Source organism: Clostridium sp., from assembly GCF_036639235.1.
Classification (GTDB): Bacteria; Bacillota; Clostridia; order Clostridiales; family Caloramatoraceae; genus Clostridium_AB.
Genome location: NZ_JAVWJB010000041.1, coordinates 3,506 through 6,715, shown reverse-complemented (window position 1 = coordinate 6,715; position 3,210 = coordinate 3,506). Strand labels below are relative to the sequence as shown.

The following is a 3,210-nucleotide window of genomic DNA, read 5'->3' as shown; positions in this document are numbered from 1 at the left end:
TTTCCCGGGAAATACAACAAAATGGTGTCTCTATTTGGAGACACCATTTTATTATTTTATTGTAGTATTTGCTTAAGTTTTCCGTTGTTATATATAGAATCACTATATCTATCCTGTAATCTCTGTGCATATTTCTTAGCCTTTGACTTATTTCCAATATTCATATTAATCATAGCAAGGTTGTATAATGATTCCTCTTCATATGAAACATCCATCTTATTATATGTTAGATATTCTTCAAAATACTTAACTGCATCTTCCTGTTTATTTTTCATAACAGCACATCCTAGTGAGTATGTTATATGGGGGTCTAAATACTCACCTGTTTTACCTTTATATGCTGCCTTAAAATTCTCTATGGCACCTTGTATATTCTCTGACTTCATATCTTCACGGCCCTTATTATAGTAATAACCCTGTTTTTTAATGTTGTATTCCTTAATAAAGGCTTTATATTCCTTAGATTCTTTAACTTCATTTGGTAGTGAAACTACTCCCTTATCTATAAATCCGTAGTCCCCAGCATTAGCTGCTACTAGCATTTTCTTCTTTAATGCATCAAGGGTAACTATAGTATTTACCTCTTCCTTCTTAGGCTGCTCTATCTTAGACTCTTCTTTCTTAACAGGTTCAATCTTAGAAGTAGTTTTTGGTGGAGTGCTTATTGTTTCAGTAGCTTCTCCCTTAAAACTTAAATAGTATACTCCTGCTGAAATTCCTACTAATAATATAATAGCAGCAAGTATAGATTTTTTAGGAAGTCTATACTCCTTCTTTCCTATTTCATAATGAAATAATGCATTACTACTTATATTATAAATAGATTCTAATATCCTTTGACTTTTCTTTCTCTTTTTTAGGTTATCAAATATTGTTATTAGAAGGTGGTCACCCCTATTTATTCTCATTGATAGATCGTAATAGGACTCTAGTATGTCTGAAGCTTCTACTAAGTTATTAAGTCTTGTTATATCTACTGATAAATTAAACTTAAAAATAAACTCATTTAGCCTTTCTATACTTGTTACAATATCATCCTTCTTCCCTGATATGTCTCTACTAAATTCTATAATTCCAATTCCACTTGTAAATTCTCCAAGATACATTTTATATGCTCCATATATAAGCATAATTTCACTAAAATTTCTTGCCTTATTAATATCACAAATTGAATCTATTATTCCATCTAAGTTAACAACTACACTCTTTTTAGAATTAATATTATCCCTAAGAAGTGATATAATCTCCATACTTTCATTTATATTAACATTACCACTATATCCATATAAATTATTCTCTATAACAAACTGACTAATATTTATATTTACATTTTCTAACATATCATCACATAATTCAATTAAGTCCTGACATGTTTTTATTCCCTTAAATGTAATAGGGTTTATTACATCTATTCTTTTAATACTTTGAGCTTCGTCCTTTGCGCTTATCATATATAATCACCTTTCCTATTTTATACTCTACTATATAATTTATATATAAATGCTAAATATCCTCTTTTTTTGACTCTATTTGTATTGTATATTCTGTAAAAAAATACACATACTATTTTTGTTATTTATATATTGAGTCCCTTATTAAAGTCTGTTATAATATAAATATATTGAATATTGTCGATTTTCCGGTTGGAGCATTTTGCTTTCAAGAAAATTAGGACTTTTAGGGGGGAAAGTTCACCTTTGGTGATACTTCTGCCCTTTTTTTGTTTATTCTTTTTTATTTTAAGGAGGTTACTTTATGCACGGTATTATGGATTTTATACTTCAAGTAGGTATAATTTTAGTTGTTGGTGAGATTCTTGGTGTAATAAGCCAGAAGCTTAAGATGCCAAAAGTTCTTGGTTTCTTACTTTCAGGTATTATTATAGGTCCATCTTTATTTAATTTAGTTGATAACAATGAACCAATTCAGGTTATGGCACAAATAGGTGTTATATTCCTAATGTTCATGGCTGGTCTTGAAACTGACGTTGATAAGTTCAAGGAAGCTGGTGCTTCTTCATTCCTTATAGCAATAGGTGGTATTATTGTACCATTCCTATTTGGAGCTGGAGCTACTTATATGTTTACAGGTAACATGACTGAGAGTATTTTCGTAGGGGTTATCCTTACTGCTACTAGTGTTGCTATTACTGTTCAAACTCTTAATGAACTTGGTAAGCTTAATACTAAGGCAAGTATTAATATAATTGGTGCTGCTATTATTGACGATATACTAGGAATCATTATACTATCAATTGCTATTATGCTTGTTGCTCCTGGTGCTTCAGAGGTTGCTGGTGCTGCTGGTATAATGCTAGTTGTTGGAAAGATTCTTGCTTTCCTTATTATTTCAGGTATTGCAATCAAATTCCTTCCAAAGATTATCACTAAGATTATGGAAGGTGGAAATAAGAAGGCTAAGACTGAAACTCTAATCCTTATAACTGCTGGTCTTACTATTATCTTCTCAATATTTGTTGAAGAAGCTCTAGGAATTGCAGCTATTACAGGTGCTTATGTTGCAGGTCTTATACTATCACTTACTAAGTACGGACATGATGTTGAAGAGAAGTTCACAAGCATCTCAACTTACCTTGTTTCACCTATCTTCTTTAGTAGTATAGGTCTAACAATTGACATGAAAACACTTAGCAGTGATGTTATTCTTCCTATTATAGTTATTTCATTAGCTGCTGTAGTTGGTAAGCTAATTGGATGTGCTGTCCCAGCTAAGCTATACGGAATGTCAAAACAAGAATCAATGCAAATTGGTGTTGGTATGATTTCCCGTGGTGAGGTTGCTATAATCACTGCAACTCTAGGACTTAGCAAGGGAATTATATCAGATACTATGTATCCAACTTTACTTGTAGTAATCATAGTAACTACAATAGTTACTCCTCTACTACTTAAGGTTGTATTCAAAGAGAAACACGCTTAATCTTATTCTTAATCATACAAAACCCCAAGGTAGACATTCTACCTTGGGGTTTTCTTTAATAAAAATTAACTGTGTAATCTTTAAATTCACCATTTTCATATATAAACTTAGCTGAGAATATTCTATCACTATTAAGCCATTTTAAAAATACTCTATCACCTTCCCATAGGTTAAGGTCTAGTATCTTATCATTATCTATCCAGTGTAGATTTCCTTCATTACACTCTTTTAGTTCACCTTCAAACTCATCTGCTGTATATATAAAGGTGT

The 3,210-nt window shown here is 31.2% G+C and carries 2 protein-coding genes, 1 pseudogene and 1 other annotated feature; of the genes and pseudogenes, 1 reads left to right on the top strand and 2 read right to left on the bottom strand.

Annotated features, from left to right (window positions below; translation table 11 throughout):
- Nucleotides 1-56 precede the first annotated feature (56 nt).
- Nucleotides 57-1,451: a tetratricopeptide repeat protein gene (locus RR539_RS08875; RefSeq protein ID WP_332474267.1), complete on the bottom strand. Its 1,395-nt coding sequence runs from the start codon at nt 1,449-1,451 to the stop codon at nt 57-59.
- A 190-nt stretch (nt 1,452-1,641) separates the two neighbouring features.
- Nucleotides 1,642-1,692: a sequence feature (sodium ion sensor (DUF1646 type); this cis-regulatory element may regulate processes involved in with the transportation of sodium ions), on the top strand.
- Between the two features lie 63 nt (nt 1,693-1,755).
- Here RR539_RS08875 and RR539_RS08870 point away from each other — a divergent pair.
- Nucleotides 1,756-2,940: a cation:proton antiporter gene (locus tag RR539_RS08870; protein WP_332474268.1), complete on the top strand. Its 1,185-nt coding sequence runs from the start codon at nt 1,756-1,758 to the stop codon at nt 2,938-2,940.
- Nucleotides 2,941-2,995: 55 nt separating this feature from the next.
- Here the strand turns inward: RR539_RS08870 and RR539_RS08865 are convergent.
- Nucleotides 2,996-3,210: pseudogene (locus RR539_RS08865) on the bottom strand (DNA mismatch repair protein MutT); the annotation flags it as partial.

Bases quoted from the DNA above. Each gene is read 5' to 3' on its own strand.
- RR539_RS08875 (WP_332474267.1), bottom strand. From the start codon at position 1,451: ATGATAAGCGCAAAGGACGAAGCTCAAAGTATTAAAAGAATAGATGTA.
- RR539_RS08870 (WP_332474268.1), top strand. From the start codon at position 1,756: ATGCACGGTATTATGGATTTTATACTTCAAGTAGGTATAATTTTAGTT.